This window comes from uncultured Maribacter sp. (genome assembly GCF_947495965.1).
In the GTDB taxonomy this organism is placed as follows: Bacteria; Bacteroidota; Bacteroidia; order Flavobacteriales; family Flavobacteriaceae; genus Maribacter_B.
In genome coordinates, this window is record NZ_CANMBB010000001.1 from 95,073 (window position 1) to 120,365 (window position 25,293).

23 protein-coding genes are annotated in these 25,293 nt (G+C 30.5%); 13 read left to right on the forward strand and 10 right to left on the reverse strand.

Features of this window, described 5'->3' with window-relative positions; translation table 11 throughout:
• Positions 1-33 precede the first annotated feature (33 nt).
• A complete protein-coding gene (locus Q0820_RS00490) occupies positions 34-2,586 on the reverse strand; it encodes a hypothetical protein (RefSeq protein ID WP_298484249.1) in 2,553 nt (850 codons plus the stop codon).
• 227 nt (positions 2,587-2,813) lie between these two features.
• On the opposite strand from Q0820_RS00490, the gene Q0820_RS00495 reads away from it, so the two are divergent.
• From Q0820_RS00495 to Q0820_RS00505, 3 genes are all read left to right on the forward strand, one after another.
• Positions 2,814-3,809 (forward strand): hypothetical protein, encoded by a 996-nt coding sequence (locus tag Q0820_RS00495; RefSeq protein WP_298484250.1) that lies wholly within the window; start codon positions 2,814-2,816, stop codon positions 3,807-3,809.
• 196 nt (positions 3,810-4,005) lie between these two features.
• Entirely contained in the window at positions 4,006-6,261 is a 2,256-nt protein-coding gene (locus Q0820_RS00500; protein WP_298484251.1) for a PAS domain-containing protein, read from the forward strand.
• A 14-nt stretch (positions 6,262-6,275) separates the two neighbouring features.
• Positions 6,276-6,665 (forward strand): response regulator, encoded by a 390-nt coding sequence (locus tag Q0820_RS00505; protein WP_298484252.1) that lies wholly within the window; start codon positions 6,276-6,278, stop codon positions 6,663-6,665.
• 20 nt (positions 6,666-6,685) lie between these two features.
• Here Q0820_RS00505 and Q0820_RS00510 read toward each other — a convergent pair whose 3' ends face one another.
• Complete coding sequence (locus Q0820_RS00510; RefSeq protein WP_298484253.1) at positions 6,686-7,036, reverse strand: rhodanese-like domain-containing protein; 351 nt, start codon at positions 7,034-7,036, stop codon at positions 6,686-6,688.
• 81 nt (positions 7,037-7,117) lie between these two features.
• Between Q0820_RS00510 and Q0820_RS00515 the strand changes: the two genes are divergently transcribed.
• Together Q0820_RS00515 and Q0820_RS00520 are read left to right on the forward strand one after the other, a co-directional pair.
• Complete coding sequence (locus tag Q0820_RS00515; protein WP_298485432.1) at positions 7,118-7,672, forward strand: sigma-70 family RNA polymerase sigma factor; 555 nt, start codon at positions 7,118-7,120, stop codon at positions 7,670-7,672.
• Positions 7,673-7,675: 3 nt separating this feature from the next.
• On the forward strand, positions 7,676-7,903 hold the full coding sequence (locus Q0820_RS00520; RefSeq protein WP_298484254.1) for a hypothetical protein: 228 nt from the start codon (positions 7,676-7,678) through the stop codon (positions 7,901-7,903).
• Here the strand turns inward: Q0820_RS00520 and Q0820_RS00525 are convergent.
• Positions 7,886-8,704, reverse strand: a complete 819-nt coding sequence (locus tag Q0820_RS00525; RefSeq protein WP_298484255.1) for a hypothetical protein — start codon at positions 8,702-8,704, stop codon at positions 7,886-7,888. The two genes, Q0820_RS00520 and Q0820_RS00525, sit on opposite strands and share 18 nt — an antisense overlap.
• Before the next feature lie 140 nt (positions 8,705-8,844).
• Here Q0820_RS00525 and gcvP point away from each other — a divergent pair, with 140 nt between their 5' ends.
• From gcvP to Q0820_RS00545, 4 genes are all read left to right on the forward strand, one after another.
• Entirely contained in the window at positions 8,845-11,694 is a 2,850-nt protein-coding gene (gene gcvP / locus Q0820_RS00530; protein WP_298484256.1) for an aminomethyl-transferring glycine dehydrogenase, read from the forward strand.
• A gap of 169 nt (positions 11,695-11,863) precedes the next feature.
• Positions 11,864-12,925, forward strand: coding sequence for a 3-oxoacyl-ACP synthase III family protein (locus tag Q0820_RS00535; protein ID WP_298484257.1), 1,062 nt, complete (start codon positions 11,864-11,866; stop codon positions 12,923-12,925).
• Between the two features lie 64 nt (positions 12,926-12,989).
• On the forward strand, positions 12,990-13,520 hold the full coding sequence (locus Q0820_RS00540; protein ID WP_298484258.1) for a methyltransferase: 531 nt from the start codon (positions 12,990-12,992) through the stop codon (positions 13,518-13,520).
• Positions 13,521-13,531: 11 nt separating this feature from the next.
• Positions 13,532-14,383 carry a glycosyltransferase family A protein gene (locus Q0820_RS00545; RefSeq protein ID WP_298484259.1) on the forward strand — a complete coding sequence of 284 codons (852 nt, stop codon included), beginning with the start codon at positions 13,532-13,534 and terminating at the stop codon, positions 14,381-14,383.
• A 62-nt stretch (positions 14,384-14,445) separates the two neighbouring features.
• Here the strand turns inward: Q0820_RS00545 and Q0820_RS00550 are convergent, their stop codons facing one another.
• The 7 genes from Q0820_RS00550 to Q0820_RS00580 all read right to left on the reverse strand — a co-directional run bounded on the left by Q0820_RS00550 (position 14,446) and on the right by Q0820_RS00580 (position 21,740).
• On the reverse strand, positions 14,446-14,955 hold the full coding sequence (locus tag Q0820_RS00550; protein ID WP_121062938.1) for an OmpH family outer membrane protein: 510 nt from the start codon (positions 14,953-14,955) through the stop codon (positions 14,446-14,448).
• Between the two features lie 57 nt (positions 14,956-15,012).
• Complete coding sequence (locus Q0820_RS00555) at positions 15,013-15,828, reverse strand: OmpH family outer membrane protein (RefSeq protein ID WP_298484260.1); 816 nt, start codon at positions 15,826-15,828, stop codon at positions 15,013-15,015.
• A gap of 92 nt (positions 15,829-15,920) precedes the next feature.
• Entirely contained in the window at positions 15,921-18,548 is a 2,628-nt protein-coding gene (locus tag Q0820_RS00560; RefSeq protein ID WP_298484261.1) for a POTRA domain-containing protein, read from the reverse strand.
• Positions 18,549-18,552: 4 nt separating this feature from the next.
• Positions 18,553-19,293 (reverse strand): isoprenyl transferase, encoded by a 741-nt coding sequence (locus Q0820_RS00565; protein ID WP_298484262.1) that lies wholly within the window; start codon positions 19,291-19,293, stop codon positions 18,553-18,555.
• 103 nt (positions 19,294-19,396) lie between these two features.
• Complete coding sequence (locus tag Q0820_RS00570; protein ID WP_298484263.1) at positions 19,397-20,083, reverse strand: DUF6089 family protein; 687 nt, start codon at positions 20,081-20,083, stop codon at positions 19,397-19,399.
• Positions 20,084-20,198: 115 nt separating this feature from the next.
• On the reverse strand, positions 20,199-21,080 hold the full coding sequence (locus tag Q0820_RS00575) for an NAD kinase (RefSeq protein ID WP_298484264.1): 882 nt from the start codon (positions 21,078-21,080) through the stop codon (positions 20,199-20,201).
• A gap of 3 nt (positions 21,081-21,083) precedes the next feature.
• Positions 21,084-21,740 carry a CBS domain-containing protein gene (locus Q0820_RS00580; RefSeq protein WP_298484265.1) on the reverse strand — a complete coding sequence of 219 codons (657 nt, stop codon included), beginning with the start codon at positions 21,738-21,740 and terminating at the stop codon, positions 21,084-21,086.
• Positions 21,741-21,832: 92 nt separating this feature from the next.
• Between Q0820_RS00580 and Q0820_RS00585 the strand changes: the two genes are divergently transcribed.
• From Q0820_RS00585 to tig, 4 genes are all read left to right on the forward strand, one after another.
• Entirely contained in the window at positions 21,833-22,546 is a 714-nt protein-coding gene (locus Q0820_RS00585; protein WP_298484266.1) for a pyridoxine 5'-phosphate synthase, read from the forward strand.
• Positions 22,543-23,319, forward strand: coding sequence for an alpha/beta fold hydrolase (locus tag Q0820_RS00590; protein WP_298484267.1), 777 nt, complete (start codon positions 22,543-22,545; stop codon positions 23,317-23,319). The genes Q0820_RS00585 and Q0820_RS00590 overlap by 4 nt, the downstream gene beginning before the upstream one ends.
• Positions 23,320-23,373: 54 nt before the next feature.
• Positions 23,374-23,718 carry a phage holin family protein gene (locus tag Q0820_RS00595; RefSeq protein ID WP_298484268.1) on the forward strand — a complete coding sequence of 115 codons (345 nt, stop codon included), beginning with the start codon at positions 23,374-23,376 and terminating at the stop codon, positions 23,716-23,718.
• Positions 23,719-23,916: 198 nt separating this feature from the next.
• Positions 23,917-25,239, forward strand: coding sequence for a trigger factor (gene tig, locus Q0820_RS00600; RefSeq protein WP_298484269.1), 1,323 nt, complete (start codon positions 23,917-23,919; stop codon positions 25,237-25,239).
• Positions 25,240-25,293: the final 54 nt, after the last annotated feature.

Below are 25,293 nucleotides of genomic sequence, written 5' to 3' on the forward strand. Positions count from 1 at the left end.
GTGCTACTAATGGAGCTTTTTTTTACTAAATTCTTATAATAAATCGGTATGGTAAATATATTCCGTTTTAGAATCTAGCTTGTATAAATGCTGTAAACGAACTCCTTTTTCAACTTTTTCAAAAGCTTTATATTCCAAGCCATCTTCATTATATTGCTCTATAGCAAAAGTAGTATCTGTTCTTATTAAAAAAACATAACTAGAAGGATTATTGTAAGATTGTCCTTTTATTTTTACTTTCCCAGCTACTAATTTACCTTTCTCAAATTCTGCTGTTCTTTCCACATTACCTTCATCATCATAACCAATAACTTTTCCTTCTAAACTTTCATTATGCAAATTATAAGTTAAGACCTTTTTATCGTTTAAATTATACTTAACAATCTCTTTATTTGTTTTGCTAGTATATGTTGTTATTATTTTTCCATCCTTTTTAGTATCTATAGATTTGACTAAACTTCCATCAACGTATGTGTCTTCTTGATACGTATCTGAATAAGAATTATAATTAGTTACTTTTCCTTTATATGGCTTACCATTTTTATAGGTCATTTTGCTTAGCACTTCATCCTCTTTATAATAAATAGCGTCTCCTTCTGGTTTTCCATTAACATAATTTACAGATGACTTTTTAGAACCAGTAGTATTGTAGGTTACAAAAAGTCCGTCTTTTAAATCGTTCTTATAAGCACCTTTTTCTACCACATTAGCATTATAATCATACTTTTCGTAAACACCATTTTTCTTACCATCTTTTATAGTATACAAGACCCTATCTTTTGCATCAAAAGTAGTACCGTTATATAATTCCCCATTTTTAAAAGTAGCTTTAGCAATTAACTTTCCTTCTTTATCAAAAAATTTGGCATCTTTAGAACTATCTATATCTTTTATCAATACATATTCATAGCCTTTCTTATCATAATTATAAACCCTTTCATAAGCTAGAGCGCTAATTAACTTTCCATTTTTTATTTCTTCTACTTCTTTTATTTGGTCAGATTCGTAGAAAAACTCATAACGTTTTCCCTCTTTCGTTTTAAAATTATAGCTACCAATCTCCTCTCCTTTTTCATTAAAATAAACTCCTAAGGCTGGTTTATAATTTTTAAAATCTGTATTATTTTGTGGCTTTCCATTACTATAAAATCTTATTTCTTTCTCTCTATTATAACCGCTAGAATCATACATCTCAATAGTTTTATAATAAGCATCATTATTCCCTTTTCTTAGCGTAGTGACTTTTATTATTCTTCCTGCTTTATATTCTTCTATTCTATCATAAACACCATTATAATAACTATACTTAACACCATCTTCTGGAGATCCGTAAGACCCACTTCTTATAGTTAAGGTTCCCAAAACCTTTCCTTCTTTATCATAATACGTTTTTAAATTATCTTTTGAGACCATGAATTTAATCTTAGTTTCTGGGTAGTATTTTATCTCTTCAATTAAATCTCCGTCTACATATGTTATTTTAGAATCTCTGTTATATTGTATTCCATTATAAGGTTTGTAATCTTTATAACTTAATCTTGATTTTTCTTTCCCTTGTTCATCATAAAAAACATCTAGCAACTTAGTGCCATCTTTGTATGTAAAAAGGGATTTTATTTTACCATTCTTATACTTTTCTGTAGACTCAACAATTTTTCCTTCTTCATAAACAGTAATGTAAGAAAGCCAATCTTCTTCTTTTTTATCTTCCTTTTTTGTGTATGGATAATTAGATTTAAAAGTATATTGCGTCCCATTTCTAGGGTTCAAATAAGAATTTGCCATACTATACGTTAAAGAACCTAATTCTTCTCCTTTAATAGTATAATAAACTGTTTTGTAGTTTGGTTCCGAAATAAATTTTTCTCTTATATTTCCATTTTTATAATATACAGATTTACCTAGTACAGCTCCTCCTTTAGAATAATACTGTATACTAGATATAGAAAATGGATTGTAATTATAATACACCTCTATACCCGCTTTATTTCCGTTAGATAAATATTTAGACTCTCCTAAGAATATTCCATTTTTATCATAATACTTTGTATATTTTTTTTTGTTATCCTTATCTAAATACTCTTCGTAACGCAACCCATTTAAATCTCCGTTATGATATGTTCTCTTATAACCATCTTCAATTTCTTTAAAATAGATATAGTAGGAACTATAATTTAAATTTGTTTCTCCGCTTACATATGCGCCATTCTTATAGGTAGAAATTATCTTTTTATCTTGTATATAGCTTATATATTCTCCATCTAACTTATTATTCTTATAAGTGCCTTCTTGGTATGCTTTTCCATTTTCTTTATACCAAGTAATTTTACCTACCCAAAAGTCTTTATCAACATATTTAGATAAACCATTCATTTGTAAAACACCAGACTTGTAATAATCTTTTACTCTAAAAAAGGCTCCTTCTGCTTTTACAGGTGGTCTGTAAAAGCTTGCATTTTCTTTTGTTGTTTTCTTCCATTTAGAATCATACCACAAAGTGTCTTGCTGGGCTAATAAATTAGTAGTGCTATATAATACTACAATTACAACTATTATTAATTGTTTTAAACTCTTTACTACCTTCATCTTGTAATTTATTTTTAACAAAAATATCCCTAAAAAAAACGCTAAGCATCCCTGTAAATTGGTATTTTTTAATAGTATAACTATAAAATAGTAGCTCTATTTTAAAGAAATGCAATTTTATTACTAAACCTACCGTTTTAAAAACCTAATAGCTGTAATTAAAAACCCTATTTACAGGGACTATTAAGTTATATATGCTAAATACATTTGAGCCCAAATAGAAAATTATGAAAAAAATTATAATCCCAATTTTTTCTTTACTAATCTTTTCATGTAGTAAAGATTCTACTAATGAATCTAATGATTTAGGTAATAACAATCCAGAATTTACAGCTAATCAAAGTTTTAGTATTGAAGAACATTCTGTTTTTGAAAGCAGTATTGGTACTATTAAAGCTACCGATAAAGATAATGATGCTTTAACCTATACCATACAATCTGAAGCCGATTTAATAATAAATGAAACCACCGGAGAAATTATCATAGGAGAGAATACCATTCTAGATTTTGAAACTACACCAAGTATTTCTGCCACTATCTCTGTTTTTGATGGTACTACTATTGTAGATGAAGACATTATTATAACTCTAGAAAATATAGAGGAATATGCTATTTTAACTACAGAGCAAAAAGAGCTTGTAGATTACTTTAGATATTTAACCTTATGGGAAGACTCCAACGCACTAAGTTCTATTCAAAAATGGGGAGCCCCAATGAAAATTTTTCTAGACGGCACAATAAGTACAGACTACCGTGCAACCGTACAAAGTGTATTAGACCAATATAATGCTTTATTTAATTTAGGTGATTTTGCTATTACAATTGTAGATACCAAAACAGAATCTAATGTACATTTATATTATGGAGATGCTGAAGAAATAGAAACCTTATGGCCAGATATGCATGAGATAATTGATGGTAAAACCTACGATGGTTACGCAATAAGTTCTGGTACTGGTCTTGCTCTTAACAATTCTAGAATTTGGATATCTAGCCCAATAGAGTCTTTACTAAAACATGAGCTAGGTCATTCCCTAGGGCTTGGACACTCTAATAAATGTGATGAGGAAAAAAGCTTCTTATGCTCTACTATTAGCCCAAATAACAACTTTTTGGATGTTGAAAAAGAAATTATACGCTTTCTTTACCATGAAGACATGGTTCCAGGAACAACGGCAGAAGAGTTAAATAATGCTGTAGGTAATTTAATCTTATTAAATTAATACATCTTTTTATATTTAAATAAAGCTAAAAAAGGTAGTTTCCTTTTACATATTTTACCATTCTAAATTTACACATCATTAACAACATTATGTATTTTTTAATATATTGTAGAATAATACATACAATATAGCTAAGTTTTATTCTTACAAAGTTTTGCTATAACCCTACTAAAGTTTAACACTAAAACTAATAGTTTTGAAGAATAAAGAATTTGATAATATCCAAATTTTAGAGCTATTAAAAAATGCTAATAAAGTAGCAAATATTGGTGTTTTTCTATTTAATACTAAAACCCAAAAAATTTATTGGAATAGTGTATTAAAAGCAATGCATGAAGTACCTGAGGACTTTTCGCCTACATTAATTAATGTTTTTACCTTTATAAAAGAAAAAGAAGAGCAAGAAAAATTTAAAACAGCGCATACTAATGCTATAGAGCACCATAAATCGTTTAACCTAGTACATAAAATAAAAACCAAAGAATTTAATACTAAATACTTACAAGTTTTTGGCCAACCTGTTATTGAAAATGGCACCTGTATAAAAATTCATGGCACCGTATTAGACATTACAGAAAAAATACAATCTAAATTAAAATTAACAGAAACATACAAGCATTTAAGTCTTTCTGAAAACAACACTCAAACAGGGTATTGGCGATGGGATTTGCAGAAAAATGAAGAATCTTGGTCTGATAATCTTTATAAAATATTTAATCTAAAAAAAGGAGGAAATTTAACTTACAAAACGTATTTTAAATATGTTCATCCAGATGATAAATATTATTTTAATACACAAATTGAAAAAGCCATTAATCCTAATTCTCTTTTATTTTTTACCCATCGTATCATTACAGAAAATGGTGTAACCAAAACAATTAATCTTAAAGGAGAGGTTACTATTAGTAATAATAAAATTATATCCATTGTAGGCACAAGCCAAGATATAACTATAATAAGAGAAAAAGAAAAAGAACTATTACAAAGAAACCAACAATTGCGTATTTCAGAAAAAATGACAATGACAGGTAATTGGCATTGGAGTACAAAAACAAATAAAGTAATATGGTCTGATAATTTATATAATATCTACGAACATGATAAAAATGAACCTGTAAAATATGAAACCTATATAAATTATATTCACGAAGATGATAAAGACACTATAATTTCTAACCTAAAAGCTGGGATGCAAGATGGGAAATTTAGAGATGCGACCTATAGAATACGATTAAAAAATGGAAAAGTAAAAACACTTAAATCTGTTGGTAAGATAATTACAGATAGTAACGGTGAGGTTATAGAAATATTAGGCTCTTGCCAAGATGTAACAGAAAGCAAGAAAAAAGAAATAGAATTATTAGAAAAAAACCAACTTTTAACTTTTGTAGAGCAGCTAATTAAAATTGGATATTGGCGTTTAAAGGTTCCTAGCAGTAAATTTATATGGTCCGACAATTTGTACCGTATTTTTGATGTTAAAGTTGGAACCCCTATGAGTTTTAGTAAATTCCTATCCTTTTTACCTCCAGAGGATAAAGAATATTTAATAAATCAAAAAGAAAAATTTATTAATACCAAAGCAATAGAAAAATTTTATCATCGCGTAATTCATAAAAATGGAGAAATAAGAACTATTGAAGTTGTTGGCACAGTTAAGACTAATAAAAATGGGGAAGTTGTAGAAATAATCGGTTCCAGTCAAGATATAACAGAACAAGTACAAGCGCAACAAGAAATTATTGAAATAAATACTAATCTCGAAAAATCTACAGCAGAATTAACCGCTAGAAATAAACAACTTGCAGAATTTAATCATATTACCTCTCACAATTTAAGAGCACCTGTAAGTAACTTAAATGCATTATTAGATCTTTGGAAAGGAGAAGGTAATGAGGATTTAAAAGAGGTTCTTTTTGAAAAATTTGAAATTGTAATTAACCACCTTACTGTTACATTAAATTCTTTAATCGAGTCTTTAAAAGTTACCAACAATATAGATGTAACTAAACAAGAACTTTTATTTGAAGAAACCTTAAAAAAAACAGAAGAAATTTTAGCTGCTGAAATTTTAAAAACAAATACTATAATAAATAAAGATTTTTCAAAAAAAACAGCAATTTTGTACAATCAAATATATTTAGAAAGTATATTTTTAAATTTAATAAGTAATGCCATAAAATATAAGTCGCCAGACCGCACGCCTGAAATTGAAATAAAAACTAGTGTAAGTAATGGAAAAACTACTTTATCTATTAAAGACAACGGACTTGGTATAGATTTAAAAAGGCATGGTCATAAATTATTTGGGTTAAATAAGGTTTTTCATAGACATCCAGAAGCTATTGGTATTGGTCTATTTATTACAAAAACTCAAGTAGAAGCTATGGGTGGCCAAATTTATGCAGAGAGTGAAGTAAATGTTGGAACTACTTTTTATATAAATTTTTAATAAAAAAATAAAAAATGAAAGTTTGTATTATAGATGATGATGAAATTTATCAATACACCATGTCTCTAAATCTAAAATCTTTAGATTCCATTGGTGAAATTATAGTTTTTAATGATGGTTTAGAAGCTAATAATTTTATGCTAGATAATCTTAATAACCAAGAGGAATTACCAGACATTATTTTTTTAGATATAAATATGCCGGTAATGGATGGTTTTCAATTTATGGAAGAATATGAAAAAATTAAGTCTAAGCTTACCAAAAATATCATCATATACATGATATCCTCCTCTGTGGATCCCGTAGATATTGAAAAGGCAACACAAATAAATGATATTTCAGACTATTTAACAAAACCAATAAGACAACAACAATTAATAGATATTTTAGAAAAGTTGGATTAAAAAACACTCCAACAAAGAGGTTATTTTGCCATAAAAGCCAAATAACCTCCTTCTAAGTTTATCACATTTTTATACCCCATATCTAGAAGTTTCTGCTGTGCTTTCGCACTACGCCCACCAGCTTTACAATAAACATAAATAGTTTCTTCTTTATCTAGAGATTTAACTTGCTCTTCAAAATTCTTATCAAACCAATTAATGTTTTTGGCATTTTCTAAATGACCTTCAGCATACTCTATTGGTGTTCTTACATCTATAAGTATTGCATTATTCGTATTTTTTCGTGAAAATTCTGTGATATGTAATGCTTTATTTTGTGAACAAGAGAAAAATAAGAACAACAATGTAAAAGACAAGAAAAATAATTTCATAATATTTAATTTGTTTGATAATAACTCAAAATTAACATATTAAATAAAAATCTTTTACTTTTGGCATTAATAAATAATAGAATGGCTCCGCATCAACTAAATCCAAATATCTGGGTAGATCAATACGCAGATTATCTTTTTAATTACGCAGTTACTAGGGTTAGTGATGCAGAAATTGCAAAAGATTTAGTACAAGAAACTTTTTTTGCAGGATTAAAATCTGCTAAAAATTATAAAGGAGATGCGGCAGAGCGTACATGGTTAATAGCTATTCTTAAAAGAAAAGTAATAGATCATTACAGAAAAATAAACTCTAAAAAAGGAAAGGCAGAAGTTCGTATGAACTATAGTGCTAATAGTGATTCTGATGGAGATTGGTTAGAAGAACAAGTAGCAGACCCTTTTAGTACTATAAATAATAATGCTTTGGAGAATGAAGAATTGGGTGAAGCCATACAATTATGTATTTCTAAATTACCCAAAAAACAATCTAAAGTTTTTGTTATGAAAACAGTTCAGGGTATAGATACTGAAGATATTTGTAATGCATTAGGAATTAATCCGTCTAACTTGTGGGTTATGATTCATAGAGCTAGAACTGCTCTCATGGATTGTTTAAATAAAAATTGGTTTTAAAGTATGATTTCTTGTGATAAGGCAGCATTAATTTGCAACAAAGCTCAGTATAATGAGGCTTCTTTAATGGAGAAAATAAAATTAAAATTCCATCTTTTTGTGTGTAAGGCTTGTTCTAAACACAGTAAAAAAAATGCAGAATTAACATCGCTTTGTAATAAAGCTAACCTTCATATTTTGTCTGATAGTGACAAAATAGCTATGAAAAATAAATTAGAGGGGAAAAAATAAAAATAATATATACCAAAATATTGGAATGCTTTCTACCCAAAAAGAAGCAAAATATTTATTCTGATTTCTTTTGGTTACATACATTAAAATTCCCAACGTTAAAAACAAAATACCTTTTGATAAAATATCTATTGTTGTAATAGTGTCTTTTACATAAATTAATAAAAAGAAAACTAGCACTCCAAAAGCTCCTATTATTTTACTTTTTGTAACTCCGTATCGTTGCGGTAATGTTTTAAGTTCTGGAGAATCATACTTTAAATCTCGTATTTCAAAAGGAATAAGAAGAATTAAAACTAAAATAAAACGCTGTATTGTTTCTACCCAAACATCCCAAGTTAATGGCAAATCTATATTTAAAACAGGAATAATAACTGTTATTCCCGCCCAAACCATAGCTACAGATATAATTTTAAATCCGCCAAAATCTCTAAACTTTTTTATGTGTGGTAAAACAGGAATAGCATACAAACCTGTTAAAGCAAGTAAAACTAATAAACCTAAAATGGTTTTATACTGCAGGTAAAAAATAGTATATATACAAATAGCTAGAGCTATAAAGCTAAACAACTGAATGTTTTTGTGGTATTTATTTGCAACTAAAATGTATTTCTTAGCCTCTACCCCATATTTTATAAAATTATATCCACAAATAGTACTAAAAAAGACAAAGGACAGTAAATGATTATCAATTTTTATAGAAAACAATAAGCCCGTTGCTAAAAGTAAAGAAACTACTGCTAAAGCAACATGAATACTAGCATCTAAGTAAAAATTAAAAAGAGATTTTAATACCTTCATTTAACAAAAATAGCTAAACTGTTTATAACCTTAGTTTTTGGTTAAAAACTTTAGTATTCTTCCTTTACCGAGTCCTAAAATTCCATAAATAATTTCCTTATTTTGCAAAACTATTTAAAGTAAAAAAACTAATTCAGAATATGCGAACAGACTTATTTGCATCTCGCCATATTGGCATAAAAAAAGAAGATTACAAACACATGTTACAAAGCATAGGTGTTACTAATCTAGAACAACTTATTTACGAAACAATACCAGATGATATTCGCCTTAAGCAAGACTTACAATTATCCCCAGCAATGAGCGAACACGAGTTTCTAAGTCATTTAGAAGCGCTATCTAATAAAAACAAGGTATTTAAATCTTACATTGGCTTAGGGTATCATGAATCTCTTACCCCCTCTGTAATTAAGCGTAATATATTAGAAAACCCAGGATGGTATACTGCATATACACCTTACCAAGCAGAAATAGCACAAGGTAGATTAGAGGCCTTATTAAATTTCCAAACAGTAGTTTGTGATTTAACAGCTATGGAAATTGCAAATGCTTCTCTTTTAGATGAAAGTACTGCAGCAGCAGAAGCTATGACTATGCTTTTTGATGTTCGTAGCAGAGCTCAAAAAAAGGCTAACATCTTAAAGTTTTTTGTTTCTGAGGAAGTACTACCGCAAACGTTATCATTATTACAAACACGTTCTGCTCCATTAGGAATAGAATTAGTTATTGGTAATCATGAAGAGTTTACCTTTACTAATGATTTTTTTGGAGTATTATTACAATATCCAGGAAAAAACGGTCAAGTACATAACTTTGATTCTTTTGTTTCTAAGGCTAATGAAAAGGATATAAAAGTTGCAGTTGCTGCAGACATTTTAAGTTTAACCTTATTAAAACCGCCAGGAGAATTTGGTGTAGATGTTGTTGTTGGTACAACACAGCGTTTTGGCATTCCCTTAGGTTATGGTGGTCCACATGCTGCCTTTTTTGCCACAAAGGAGGCTTACAAACGTAATATTCCAGGAAGAATAATTGGTATTACAAAAGATACTGATGGCAAACAAGCGCTTAGAATGGCGCTACAAACCAGAGAACAACATATAAAAAGAGATAAGGCTACCTCTAACATATGTACAGCCCAAGTATTATTAGCTGTTATGGCAGGAATGTATGCAGTATATCATGGCCCAGATGGCTTAAAATATATTGCTAATAAAATACACGCAGCTACTGTTACCCTTGCTACAAATTTAGAGCAATTAGGCTATAAACAACTAAATACCAGCTTCTTTGACACTATTACTATTAAAGCTGAGTCTGCTGTAATAAAGCCATTAGCAGAGCAAAAAGAAATTAATTTTTATTATGTAGATGCCAATACAATTTCTATCTCTTTAAACGAAAGTGTTTCTATTGCTGATGTAGATACTATTGTAACTATTTTTTCGGAAGCAAAAGAAAATAAAACGATACAAATAACTTCTTTTATAGATAAGAAAGAAATTGCACAAGAACTACAACGATCTTCTGCATTTTTAGAGAATCCTGTTTTTAACTCCTATCATTCCGAAACAGAGTTAATGCGTTATATTAAAAAATTAGAGCGTAAAGATTTAGCATTAAACCACTCTATGATTTCTCTTGGCTCTTGTACCATGAAGTTAAATGCGGCAACGCAAATGCTACCATTAAGTTCTAACCAATGGGGTAACATACACCCTTTTGCTCCAATAGAACAAGCAGAAGGTTACCAAATTGTATTAAAAGAACTAGAAAACGATCTTTCTACCATTACTGGTTTTGCAGCTACATCTTTACAACCAAACTCTGGTGCGCAAGGAGAATATGCTGGACTTATGGCTATTAGAGCCTACCATGAATCTAATGGAGATACGAATAGGAATATATGTATTATTCCAGCTTCTGCACACGGTACTAACCCTGCATCTGCAGTAATGGCAGGTATGAAAGTAATTGTATCTAAAACAGATGAAAGAGGAAATATTGATGTTACAGATTTAGAAGAAAAAGTAAAACTACATTCCAAAAATTTATCAGCATTAATGGTGACTTACCCATCTACACATGGGGTTTTTGAATCTTCTATTAAACAAATAACAAAACTTATCCATGATCATGGCGGACAAGTTTATATGGACGGAGCAAATATGAATGCGCAAGTTGGTCTTACTAACCCCGCAACAATTGGCGCAGATGTATGTCACTTAAATCTTCATAAGACTTTTGCAATTCCACATGGCGGTGGCGGTCCAGGTGTTGGTCCAATATGTGTTGCAGAACAATTAGTTCCTTTTTTACCATCAAACCCAGTAATAAAAACAGGAGGTTCAAAAGCAATTTCTGCTATTTCTGCTGCTCCATGGGGTAGCTCATTAGTATGCCTAATATCTTACAGCTACATTAAAATGCTTGGGGAAAAAGGATTAAAACAATCTACAATAACTGCAATACTTAATGCTAATTACATAAAAAATAGATTAAGTAGTGGTTATGATGTTTTATATACTGGAGAAAAAGGAAGAGCAGCTCATGAAATGATTATAGACTGTAGACCATTTAAACAAAACGGCATTGAAGTAACCGATATTGCTAAAAGATTAATGGATTACGGTTTTCATGCTCCTACGGTTTCTTTCCCTGTGGCAGGAACATTAATGATAGAACCCACAGAAAGTGAAAGCTTACCAGAATTAGACCGCTTCTGTGATGCAATGCTATCTATAAGACAAGAAATAGAAGAAGCATATTCTGAGAATAAAGATAACGTTCTAAAAAATGCACCGCATACTTTGGAAATGGTAACTAACGACAGTTGGAATTTTGAATATAGTAGACAAAAAGCTGCTTTCCCTTTAGACTTTGTAAAGGAAAATAAATTTTGGCCATCGGTTAGAAGAGTGGATGATGCTTATGGCGATCGTAATTTAATATGTAGCTGTATTCCTATTGAAGCATACGCAGAAGTATAAAAAACTACCAAAAGCCCTATACAACAAGCCCTTTTGTTAATTCAAAAGGGCTTGTTATTTTTTTAAGTATTTAAAATAGGATTACTGGCTATCGTATTTTTTATTATGCACGCATAATAAAAAATACGCTTTTGACTATATTGTATGCTTTGCTACAAAAGTCAAGAATATGCCTATAGGAATTACTGGAACCGGAAGTTATTTACCAACACAAATAACAAAAAATAAAGATTTTGAGTCTCATCAATTTTTAAACTCAGACGGAACCATAATAAATGCTCCAAATCCTGTAATAATAAAAAAGTTTAAAGCAATTACTGGAATTAGCGAAAGAAGGTATGCTAGTAAAGAGTACAACACATCAGACTTAGCATTTTTTGCCTCAGAAAAAGCTATTAACGATGCTGGTATTGATAAAGAAACTTTAGATTATATCATTGTTGCCCATAATTTTGGAGATGTTACTTACGGTAATGTACAAGGAGACACACTTCCTAGTTTAGCTACCCGTGTAAAACATAAGTTGGGAATAAAAAATCCTAGATGTGTGGCTTATGATATTCTTTTTGGATGTCCAGGATGGGTACAAGCTATGATACAAGCACATGCCTTTATTAAAAGTGGAATTGCAACTAAATGCTTAGTAATTGGTGCCGAAACATTATCAAGAATTGTAGATAAATATGATCGTGATTCTATGATTTATTCGGATGGTGCTGGCGCAACAATTGTAGAAAATAGCCCCAATGCAGGAGAAATTCTTTTTCATGACTCCGCCACTTATGCAAATGACGAAGCAAATTATCTCTTCTTTGGTAAAACGTACAATACCAAAATAGAAGATGATACTCTATATATTAAAATGTTTGGTAGAAAAATATATGAATTTGCTTTAACTAATGTTCCTGTAGCTATGAAACATTGTTTAGATAACGCAAATATTCCTATCAAAGATTTAAAGAAAATATTTATCCATCAGGCCAATGAAAAAATGGATGAAGCAATAGTAGAACGCTTTTATAAACTTTATAACATAGATGAAGTTCCAAAAGGAATAATGCCAATGATTATTGAGGAATTTGGTAATAGTTCTGTAGCAACCATACCTACATTATATGATTTGGTTAATAAAAATCAAATTGAGAATCAAAATATAAACAAAGGAGATGTAGTAATTTTTGCTAGTGTTGGTGCTGGAATGAATATTAATGCTATAGTATACAGAGTTTAAAAAAACACCTAGTAAAGTATACACTAATTTTTTACCTTCGTAACCATATCAAAAATGATAGTAGATGTACGAAAAGACTTTTCCTAGTAAAAGATTTAAACACACCTTAACATTCTTAGAAAAACATATTTCCACTAACCAGTCTATTTTAGATTTAGGGGTTACTAATCCTTTTTCTAAAATTATGATAGAAAATGGATATTCCGTTGAAAACACTAAGGGAGAAGATATAGATTTAGATTTCTCAAATCTTACAGCCTCTAATGCAGAAGTAGTAACTGCTTTTGAAATTTTTGAACACCTACTAAATCCGCTTACTATCTTAAAAGAAATTAAAGCAGATAAATTAGTGGCAAGTATACCAATGCGTTTATGGTTTTCCCCTGCTTATCAAAGTAAAACAGACCCTTGGGACAGGCATTACCATGAATTTGAAGATTGGCAATTTGATTGGCTTTTAGAAAAAGCGGGTTGGCAAATAAAAGATAGCGCAAAATGGACCAACCCTGTTAAAAAAATTGGAATTAGGCCTCTTTTACGTTTTTTTACTCCTAGATACTACATTGTATATGCAGAAAAAATAAAACAAGTTTAAAAGTCTACATTATGGATTATTATATAGTAATACCCGCTCATAATGAAGAACAGTACATTTCTTATACATTAGACTCTATTTTAAAACAATCTCTACGTCCAAAAAAAGTAATCCTTGTAAATGATAACTCTACTGACAAGACAGAAGAAATTATTGAAACTTATATTTCTAAACACAATTTTATCACCAAGCTAAATACCACTTCTTCTAAAGAACATATGCCTGGCAGTAAAGTTATAAATGCCTTTAATAAAGGACTAGAGTTACTAGATAATTCTTATGATTTTATTGTTAAGTTAGATGCTGATATTATTCTCCCAGAAAATTATTTTGAAACTATAGCCTATATATTTAAAACCAATCCTAAAGTTGGTATTGCAGGAGGGTTTGCATATGAAGAAACTAAAGATGGCAAATGGCTTTTAAATCACCCCATGAATAAAGACCATGTACGTGGTGCTTTTAAAGCATACTCTAAAACTTGTTTTAAAGCCATTAACGGACTTAAAAATGCCATGGGATGGGATACGGTAGATGAGTTATTAGCGCAATACCATGGCTTTGAAATATACACTAAAGACCAACTACAAGTTAAACATTTAAGACCTACTGGTGGTGCTTACAACAAAAAAGCAAAGTTACTGCAAGGAAAAGCCATGCGCACATTACGCTATGGTTTTTGGATCACTATAATTGCTTCATTGAAAATGGCCTTAAAACAGAAAAAAAGTGCTACTTTTTTTCATAATCTTGAGGGGTATAGAAATGCTAAAAAAGAAAAAGTTCCTTTTTTAGTTTCTAAAGAAGAAGGAGACTTCATAAGAAAACTTAGGTGGAAAAATATTAAACAAAAATTATTCTAAATTGAAGCATAAAAAAACCATCCTAAATTGGATGGTTTTTTTATAAATTATAGAGTAATGTTTTAGAAACCTAATTCTTTTTTAACATCTACTAAAAGGTCTTTTCCTTTAGAAACGATTAAACCACCTCCAGCTTGTGCATCTATTACATAGTCGTAACCTTGTGCAGCAGCTACTTTTTCTATTGCAGCCTTAGCTTTTTCAGAAATTGGAGCAAATAACTCTGCTTGTTTTTTCTGGAATTCTTGTTGTGCAGCTTGTTGTGCTTCACCAATACTTTTCTCGTATCCTTGTAACTCTACAGCTCTTTTATCATTCTCTTCTTTAGATTTAGAAGCAGCTTCGTTTTGATACTGCGTAAACTTATTACGCAATTCCGTCATAGACGCTTGTATATCTGCGTTGTACGTTTCTTGTAATTTTTTTAACTCTGCCTCTGCTGTTTTCATTTCTGGCATTTGAGACAACAATTGTGTTACATCTATATGTGCTACTTTACTTTGTGCATTTACAAAACTTGTTGCTGCTATGAATAATACTAATGCTACAGCTATTTTCTTTACTTGTTTCATGATTTTCAATTTCTATTTTGAGTGTTAATTAATGGTACTAAATTTTTGTTATTAAAATTAGTTTTCTTCTTCTGTGTTACGTTCTTCTTGTTTTGCTTTTTTCTTAGCTTCTCTTTCTTCTAATAATTTTTTTCTTCTTTCTTCGTATGCTTTTTTACGTTCTTCACGCAATTTAAGTTGCTCTGCTCTTTTTTCATCTGCAGACTTTTCTCTTGCTTTACTTGCTTGCTCTGCTTTTGCTTGTCTTTCCTTTAGCTCATCGCTAATTTCTTTTTCTAATTCTTCTTTACTATCAAAATCATCTACTAACCTTCTAGCTGCTTTTTTCTTAGGCTTGCTAATTTTTCTTGTTCTAGCAATGCCTCGTAAAACTAAATCGCTAATATCGTGTCTTTTTTGAGAATACAACATTACAACATCCGCAGATTTATCAAAAATAAAATCGTACTTTTTATTTGTCCCTATTGTTTGTACTTCATTAAAAACTTGATCTTGTATAGGCTGTATAAGCTGTCTTTTTTGCAATACTAAATCTCCTTGAGGACCAAAACGATCTTGTTGGTACTCTATCATTTCTTTTTCTAGTATTTGTATTTCCTCTTCTCTTTCCGCAATAAGTTCCTCCGTTAGTAATACTTTTTCTGCCATGAGGTCTTTTTTCATTTGCTCTACAACACTACGCTTTTGTTCTATTTGTACTTTCCATTTTTGCACTTTAGTTTCTAATTGCGATGTAGCCTCTCTATATTCTTCTACATTTTCTAAAATGTATTCCATATCTACATAAGCAATTCTAACACCTCTTTGCGCTGTTACACAAATAGAAAACAAACCTGCAACTAATACTAAAAGAACTTTAATTTTTAATTTCATTATTGATATCGTTTTACCTTATTGAAAATATCGTGCCAAAAATACTAAAACCATAGAAATGAACGATTTAGAATTTAGCATTATGTTTTAAATTAAAACTGTTGACCAATTATGAAGTGTGTTTCCCATCCGTGAGCACCGGTTCCTGGAGATTGTGCATCAGAATCAAATCCGTACCCAAAGTCTATACCTAGTAAACCAAATGCTGGCATAAAAATACGCAATCCTGCACCAGCCGATCGTTTTAACTCAAACGGATTAAAGTCTTGAAAATTGTTGAAAGCATTACCCGCTTCTAAAAATACTAAACCATAGATAGATGCAGAAGGCTTTAAGGTTAATGGATATCTTAATTCCATGGAGAATTTATTATACACTAACGCCCCCTCTTGATCTAAGTTTCCTGTAATTAAATTTGTACTATAAGGCGTTAAAGATTGATTTTCATATCCTCTTAACTGTACTACATCTCTACCATCTAAAGTAAAGTTTCCTAAGCCATCCCCACCAACATAAAAACGCTCAAAAGGAACATTACCTACATTACTGTTATAATTTCCTAAAAAGCCAAATTCTGCATTAGTACGTAAAACTAAAGAATGGTCTGCACTACCTAATAAGGTTGTATACCAATCTCCTTTAAATTTAACTTTGTAATACTCTAGCCATTTAAAACGTTCTTGATCGTCTTTCTCTAGTTGGTTATCCTCAGCAGCAGTAATTGCTGTACCACCATCTGAAGATGGGTCTCTTACATCTTCTGCTGTTAATAAAGATTTATAATCTTTCCCATTTATTAAAGAAAATGGTGGTGTAAATTTTGCTGTAATTTCAAAATTAGAACCTCCTCTTGGGAAAATTCTACCTCCAGAGGTAGCATTTCTAGAAATTCCTAGAGTATAGGCTATAGAATTAGATTTTCCATTTCCAAAATTAAACAACCCAAGGTTATAGTTTTTAAAATCGTATAATTGGTAACTTAATGAGTGCGATATGGTAAAGAAATCATCTGGCCATTGCACCCTTTTTGCCAAACCTGCCGTAATACCAGTTATAGAAAATTGCTGATTTTTATCTACTTGCACTCTTCCGTTGTTCCCAAATGTAGCTCTAAATTGTTGTGTTCTAGATAAAGACATATTAAAACGCACTGGTTTTTTACCTCCTAACCAGGGTTCTGCAAAATTTAAACTATACACTCTAAAGGTTCTACTGGCTTGTACACGCAAAGCAAAAGTTTGCCCATCTCCCATTGGCACAGGCTTATATTCTTTTCCTTTAAATAAGTTCTTTATAGAAAAGTTACTGAAAGAAAGTCCTAATGTTCCTATAAAACCACCACCGCCATAACCACCTTGTAGTTCTATTTGGCTAGATCCAGATTCTACTAAACTATAAGCTATATCTACAGTACCAGCATTTGGATCCGGGTTAATAATATCTGGTTTTACTTGTTCTGCATCAAAATAACCTAATTGTCCTAATTCCCTTATTGTTCTAATAATGTCAGACTTATTATAACGTTGACCAGGTCTTGTTCTTAATTCTCTAAATATTACATGGTCATTCGTTTTATCATTACCATTAACCGTAATATGATCTAAGAAAGTTTCTTTACCTTCTATAATACGTATCTCAAAATTTATAGTATCATTCTCTGCAGAAACCTCTACTGGATTTATACTAGAAAATAAATAACCATTATTTTGATAAAGGCTTGTTACATCATTGGCATCTGGTTTAGAATCATCAGCAATACGCTCTCTTAGCATTACTCCATTGTAAGTTGCGCCTTTTTTAATTCCTAAAACTCTACTTAATTGTCTATCTGTATAAACACTATTACCAACAAAGTCTATATCTCCAAAGTAATATTTATTACCTTCTTCTACTTTTAGTTTTATTATAATATTATTTTCATCTACTTTCTGAATAGAATCTGAGATTATACGAGCGTCTCTATATCCATTTTCAGCAAACTTATCTACTAATAAAGACAAGTCGTTTTTATAATCTTCTTTTATAAATTTAGATTTTTTCCAAAAACGTCCAAGTTGCTTCTTTTTAGTTTTCTTAAGTGCTCTTCTTAGCCTTTTTGAAGACATTTCTTTATTGCCTTCAAAAACAATATCTTTTATCTTTACTTTATCACCTTTTTTTACATTTACCACCATGCTCTGCGCATTGGTTTCTGATGTATCTTTTGCTGTAGCAATGGTAACATTTGCGTTTAAATACCCTTTTTTCTTGTATTTATTTTGCAAGTAATTTTTAGAATTCGCTATTAAACTTTGCGTTATTTTCTTTCCTTTTTTAAGATCCGTATCTTTAAGAATTTCATCTGTTTTTCTTTTCTTAACTCCGTAAACCGTTATTTTAGATAAGGTAGGTCTTTCTATAATGTTTAGGGTTAAATAAACTTTATCTTCTACTATATTTGTGATATAAAAGTCTATTTCACTAAATAGCTCTAGTCCCCATAATTTATTAATTATAGCGCTTATTTGCTCTCCAGGAAGTGTTATAGGTTGTCCTTCTCTTAAACCTGTATACGTTTTAACTGTTTGCTCATTATAGCTTTGCAAGCCAGTTACTTTTAAACCTCCCAGTATATACTTTTTACCATCTTCATAAGAAGTGGTTTCTTGAGCAAAGCTCAAGCTCGTAATAATAGTAAATAGGATGGTAAAAAAGGGTTTTAGGAATATGCCCTTATACATATTGCTAGTTAAGTTGTTCGCTAGTTTTTCCAAATCTTCGTTCTCTGTTCTGATAATTTTTAAGTGCCTCTACTAAATGTTCTTCAGTAAAATCTGGCCAAAATACATCAATAAAATATAATTCTGCGTATGCAATTTGCCAAAGTAAAAAATTACTTATACGTTGTTCCCCACTAGTTCTTATAAGAAGGTCTACGTCTGGTAAATTTTGCGTGTAAAGATGAGTATTTATAATGGTTTCATCAATATTTTCTGGAGAAATTATATTATTTTTAACTTTGACGGCTATTTGTTGCACTGCATTTTTTATCTCTTCACGAGAACCATAGCTTAATGCAAGAGTCAATGTCATTCCTGTATTACCCTCAGTTTTCGCCATTACTTCTTGGAGCTCTTTACGCACTTTTACAGGTAAAGCGTTAACATCTCCAATTGTATTTAACTTAACATTATTTTGTAAAAAAGTCTTTAATTCTTTCTTTAAGGAACTTACTAACAAGCGCATTAGCATCTCAACCTCTAACTTAGGTCTATTCCAGTTTTCTGTAGAAAAAGTATATAAAGTTAAATACTCTATGCCTATTTTCACACAACTCTCTACTGTTCTTCTTACAGTTTTTATTCCATTTTCATGACCAAAAACACGCAATTTCCCTTTTTGCTTTGCCCATCTACCATTGCCATCCATTATTATTGCTAAATGGGATGGTAATTCTTGGCCTTTTATTTCTTCTATAGTGCTCATGTATAGTTTTACTCGATAATCGAGATTTAAATACTTCGAGAATTCTCTCGAATTTTAAAGGTTACTTTCTCCTATATATCTTTTGGGTTTCCCCTAAAAGTTATTATTCAAAACAATCGCCACATGGTTTTCTTCCAAAAGTATAGGTTAATGTAACCCCGGAAAACACGTACCAATCGTCACTAAAAATATTTCCAAATCTAAATGGTTCAAAATTTGAACCTTCAGGATTACTGGCATCCAAATTATCTGTAAAGGTATACCTAGCTCCAATTTCCGCACCAAAAATAAGCATTTGACTAATACGATACTTAAAACCAACTGTCATTGGTATAGCTAACGCCCCATCTTTTTGGTTAATTTCTTGCAAAACACCACCATTAAAATAGTTATAATCGTATCTAAAATAAGTGAAACCAGTATATAAATAAGGTGTAAAAGCCGGACCTAATTGATGTAAATTATAATCTACAAAATTAAATTCTAACCCTACGGAAGCTTCTAAAACAGAATTATCTACTACATATCCTCTTTGTTGCCTTGATGACATATTAGATTTAGAATCGTCTGCTGTAAAACTACCACGAATAATGCTTGCTCGCCAAGCATATCTTTTACTTATATTCCACTTAAAAAGCCCTCCATAAGCTAAGCCAGAAGGGACTAAATAGCTTGTTCTACCAACGTCTCCAATAGTGTTAGCACCACCAGCAAACACCCCAACCTCATAGGTTTGCGCATTTAACCCTAAACAAGTAATAGCGAAGATTACAAAAATAATTCTCTTCATAAAATTTAAAAGTTTGCAAATATAACAATTTCAATAGCTTAGACTATAAAATTGTTCTTGTTCTGTTCTCTCAAGATAAACAGCTTTTAAAGGCATTTATTGTTTTACAAGCTTCTCAATTTCTTTTATCTTCTCCCCACAATAATTTATTACGAAGTGTTTTCAGGAAACTTTCAGAAGTATACTCAATCATTTTTACTGTAAAATTGGCCTTTCTAATTTCAACTTCGGTTCCATTTTCTACAGAAGCAATTCTAGAATCTAAAGACACTAAGTGATTTTCTTCTCTACCTGAAACCTTTAATCTTATTACCGTGTTATCTGAAATTACTAATGGCCTTGCATTTAAATTATGTGGTGCAATTGGTGTTAAAACTAACGATTTTGCTGTAGGAACAATCACTGGACCACCACAACTTAAAGAATAACCTGTTGAGCCAGTTGGTGTAGAAACTATTAAACCATCTGCCCAATAAGAAGTTAAATACTCATTGTTTAAATATGTTTCTACCGTAATCATTGAGGTAGTATCTTTTCTACTTACTGTAATTTCATTTAAAGCAAAATTTAAATCTTGAAATTCTTCCTCATAACCTTCGGCTTTTATCTCTAACAAACTTCGCTCTACAATAGTATATGCCCCTTGAACAAACTCTTTTACAACCTTCCTTACATCTTCTTTTTTAAATGTAGACAAAAAACCTAACCTACCTGTATTTACACCAACTATAGGAATTCCTAAATCTCGAACATAGGTTGTTGCTCTTAAAATTGTTCCGTCTCCTCCAAAACTTACAAACATTTCAAATGAAGAATCTAAACCTGACTCTGCTGTAAAAGTTTCATAAGCTTTAGAAGCTGTTTTAGCCAATAATAAAGAATGGAATTCTTCTTCAAAATAAATTTCGGCAGATTGCTTATGAAGCTCTTCTACCAATTCTAACACATACGTTATAGCATTGTCTTGGTATGTTTGACCATAAATGGCAACTTTCATTTCTTAAACATTTAAGTATTTATCTAAATAATCGGAACGTTCTTTTAAATCTTCCAAAAATTTATCATCACTATTTCCAAAAATTATATTGTAATTGTACCTTCTAAAAGTTTGTACTATGTCACTAAAGTTTTGGGTACTTATTTTTATGGTTATTTGCACTACATCATTCATCATTTCTGTAATAAAACCACCAATATATTTAGCATTATTACTCTCTACTATCTGAGCAACTTCGCTAAAAGAATAATCTTTAGTTCCTTTTGCAATTACTAAAATATTCCCAGGTTCTGTAAAAAAAGGGGTATCTATAAAAACTCTAACTACATCTGTTAAATCGTAATAGCCAAGAACCTCTTCATTTTCTCCAAGAACAGGTAATAAATTTGCTTCGTTACGAGCAAAACCTTCTAAAACATCTAACCAATTAGCATCTTTACGAGTAAAAAAGTTATCTAAACTATACCTATACCCTTCTATTTTTTCATCTACTTTTAAGTTTTCTAAATCATCTTCACTTAAGACACCCAAAAACCTTCCTTTTTCTTTAACTGCTACGTGAGAAAAAGTTGTATTCTTAAAAAATTTAACTACTGCTTTTAAAGAATCTTCTACTTTAAAAACAGGAATGTTTGTTAATATGTGAGTTTGAATCTGCATATCTTTAAAATATAACGCAAAATACTAATTTAAAATATCAAAAGGCATGCCTAATTTGTATTTTTGCTCTGCTTTAAATTAAAATAATATCTATGACTAAGTTAAGTGTTAACATAAATAAAATAGCAACTCTAAGAAATTCTCGCGGAGGAAATGTTCCCAATTTATTAAAAGTAGCTAAGGATATTGAGAATTTTGGCGCAGAAGGTATTACGATACACCCTAGACCAGATGAAAGACATATTCGCTACCAAGATGCTATAGATTTAAAAGAAATTGTAAGCACTGAATATAATATTGAAGGTAATCCAATTCAAAAATTTATAGATTTAGTTTTACAAACCAAACCCACACAGGTTACTCTAGTACCAGATGCCATAGATGCAATAACCTCTAACGCTGGCTGGGATACCATTAAAAATGAATCTTTTTTAAGTGATGTAATTTCTACGTTTAAAAACAACAATATTAGAACTTCTATTTTTGTAGACCCTGTTTCTAAGATGATTGAAGGCGCTGCAAAAGTTGGAGCAGACCGCATTGAATTATATACAGAAAGTTATGCAGATGACTATGCCAAAAACAATTTAGAAGGCATAAAGCCTTTTACAAATGCAGCTATATTAGCTACTAAATTAGGCCTAGGTATTAATGCAGGACACGATTTAAGTTTAGACAATATAAAATATTTTAAAGAAAATATTCCTAATTTACTAGAAGTGTCTATTGGGCATGCTTTAATAAGCGAATCGCTTTATTTAGGATTAGAAAATGTTGTAAATATGTATTTAAACAAATTAAAATGAGCCAAATATTACATTCCAAAATAATAGGAGAAGGACAACCTTTATGTATTTTACATGGTTTTTTAGGCATGTCTGATAATTGGAAAACATTAAGCAGCAGTTATGCAGAAGAAGGTTTTAAAGTTCATTTAATAGACCAACGAAACCACGGAAAAAGCTTTCATTCGGAGGAGTTTAATTATGACCTCTTAGCTACTGATTTAAAAAATTATCTTGATCATCATAACATACAAAGTACATCCTTAATAGGACATTCTATGGGAGGTAAAACCGCCATGCAATTTGCGTGTTCTTACCCTGAAATGGTAAAAAAGTTATTGATCGCGGATATAGCTCCAAAATTTTACCCTCCACACCATGAAAATATTATAGGAGGCCTAAATGCCATATCTATAGAAAAGATTGCATCTAGAAAAGAAGCAGACCTAGCGCTAGAAAAGTATATACCAGATTTTGGTACACGCCAATTTTTACTTAAAAACCTGTATTGGGAAGAAAAAGGAAAACTAGGCTTTAGGTTTAACTTAAAAGTTTTAAGCAATAAAATGGAAGAAATAGGAGAAAACATTGGCAGCTTAGATGTTTTTAATGGAGATACTTTATTCTTAAGAGGAGATAAATCAGAATATATAATGCCAAATGATTCTCCTCAAATTAAACTACATTTTCCTAAAGCAACAATAGAAACCATAGATAATGCTGGTCATTGGCTTCATGCCGAAAACCCAAAACAGTTTTTTTCTAAATCTAGTATTTTTTTAAATCAGAAGTAGAAACCATTAATAATCGCTATATTTAGTAAGAATTACACCTTATTTAAAATAACTATGAAATTAATATTAAGAACACTTTTAAGCGCATTAGCCGTAATAGTTTTAGCCAACCTTTTACCAAATGTGCAGGTAGACAATTATATTACCGCTATTATTGTTGCAATTGTCCTTAGCTTACTTAATTTTATAGTAAAACCTATATTAGTAATATTCACATTACCAGTTACCATATTAACTTTAGGGCTATTTTTACTAGTTATTAACGCTATTATTATTTTTTTAGCAGACAATTTAATTGATGGTTTTCATGTAACTAGCTTCTGGTCTGCAGTACTATTTAGCTTACTTTTATCTTTTCTACAATCCATACTTTTCTCTTTACTAAAAGAAAGTAAATAACCCTTAAATTACTTCAAGAACATTCACAAGAAAGCAAGCTTTTAAAATACCAACAAGCGCTTCCTAGTTATACCAAGATTATAGAGCAAATAAAGCCCAAGTTTAAGGTTTGAAATTCAGTAGTTTAAAAAGTTGTGAGGCTCTACAAATTATAGTACTTTTGCACACCATTTTATTTATGCAAAAATAGATTTAAGAATGAACATCACAAAAGAGCAGATAGACGATTTAAATGCTGTTGTAAAAGTTGCCATTACTAAGGACGACTACCAAGACAAAGTAGAGAGTATTTTAAAAGATTACAGAAAACAAGCAAATATCCCTGGTTTTAGAAAAGGCCAAGTACCTATGGGGCTTATTAAAAAGCAATACGGTAAAGCTGTTTTAGTAGACGAAGTAAATAAACTTATTCAAGAAAACCTTAACAAATATCTTACTGAAGAGAAGTTAGATGTTCTTGGAAACCCATTACCAAAACAACAAGAAAGTTTTGACTGGGACAAGGACGATTTTAATTTTGAGTTTGAATTAGGACTAGCGCCTAGTTTTGATGTTGCTTTAAAAACAAAGAAAGCAATTACTAGTTACAAAATTGTTGCCGATGACAAAATGGTTAACGAACAAATAGAACGTATTGCTAAGCAGTACGGGAAATTAGTTAGCAAAGAAGAGGCAGGTAAAAAAGACGAAGTAACTGGTACTTTCACTAATGAAGAAGAAGGTATAGAGAACAAAAGCACACTAGAGCTAGATAAATTAAAAGCTAAAAAAGCTATTGATAGCTTAGTTGGCAAAAAAGTTGGTGATGTTGTTACATTAAAAACAAAAGGTCTTTTAAAAGAAGAACATTTATTAGCTAGTACTTTAGGTGTAGATGCAGAAAAAGCTAAAGACTTAAATACAGAAGTTACTTTCACTATTGAAGAAATAAATGAAAGAGAACCTGCTAAATTAGACCAAGAGTTATTTGATAAACTTTTTGGTAAAGACATAGTTACTTCTGAAAAAGAATTAAAAGAAAAAATAAAAGAAGATTCTGAAAAACAATTTGAGCAACAAGCAGACCAAAAATTGCTTAATGACGTCACAGAATACTTCATTGAAAATACAAAATTTGAACTTCCAACAAATTTTTTAACAAAGTGGATACAATCTACGGGTGAAAATCCGTTAACAGAGGAACAAGCTGCTGAAGAGTTTGAAAAATCTGAAAAAGGATTACGCTACCAACTAATTGAAGGGAAAATCATTAAAGACAATGATATTCAAATTCAAATGGAGGAGTTAAAAGAATTCGCTAAAGGATTTATTAAAAGTCAAATGGCACAATTTGGACAATTAGATCCAAAAGAAGAAGAATTAGATAATATTGCTTCTAGAGTTTTAAGTAACCAAGACGAAGTAAAAAGATTATCAGAACAATTAATGAGTCAAAAGCTACTTTCTCTTTATAAAGAAAAAGTAAACTTAAAGACCAAAGAGGTAACATACGAAAACTTTGTGAAAGAAGTTTACGGGTAGTTTTGCATAAAATAAATAAGTATCTTTACGGTGCCGGAAATTTATTTTCGGCAC